This window comes from Bacillus sp. Nf3 (assembly GCF_003028545.1).
GTDB lineage: Bacteria > Bacillota > Bacilli > Bacillales > Bacillaceae > Bacillus > Bacillus safensis.
On sequence record NZ_PYUA01000094.1, the window covers coordinates 1 to 543 of the forward strand.

Annotated in this window: 1 protein-coding gene; it reads right to left on the reverse strand. The window is 71.1% G+C overall.

Going from position 1 to position 543, the window contains the following annotated elements:
• Positions 1-208 precede the first annotated feature (208 nt).
• Positions 209-543 (reverse strand): peptidogalycan biosysnthesis protein (locus C9414_RS21010; protein ID WP_181286204.1); only part of this gene is annotated, 335 nt, incomplete at its 5' end.

Consider the following 543-nt stretch of genomic DNA (forward strand, 5'->3'; position numbering starts at 1 on the left):
GGGCTGGCGCAGCGCGGTCTCGGCCGGGGGAAAGGGCGCGTCCGGCGCATCGGCCAGGCGCCAGGGCAGCGGGCGGGTCATGCACGCAGTGTAACGGGGGAGGGTGCCTACCTTCTCCGGTTCCGGTAGGCACGTCAGTCGAGCAAGCTCGACGCTACAATGCCCCGGTAGGTGCCAACCTTGGTTGGCACGTCCAGCAAGCTCGACGCTACGGCTCCGCGCGGAACGGGCTGTGCCCCAGCAGCTCCTGCTGGTAACGACGCACGTCGCCCCGCTCCTGCCGGCACCAGTCCTGCAGGGCGTCGGCAAACTCCGCATCGGCTACCCAGTGGCGGCTGCGCACCCGGGCGGGCAGGAAGCCGCGTGCCAGCTTGTGCTCGCCCTGCGCGCCGGGCTCGAAACGGGTGAGGCCCTCGCGCAGGCAATATTCGATGCCCTGGTAGTAGCAGGCCTCGAAGTGCAGGCCGGGCCGGGTCGCGCCTCCCCAGTAGCGCCCATACAGGGTGTCGCCGCCTCGCAGGCACAGCGCGCCGGCAATCGGCT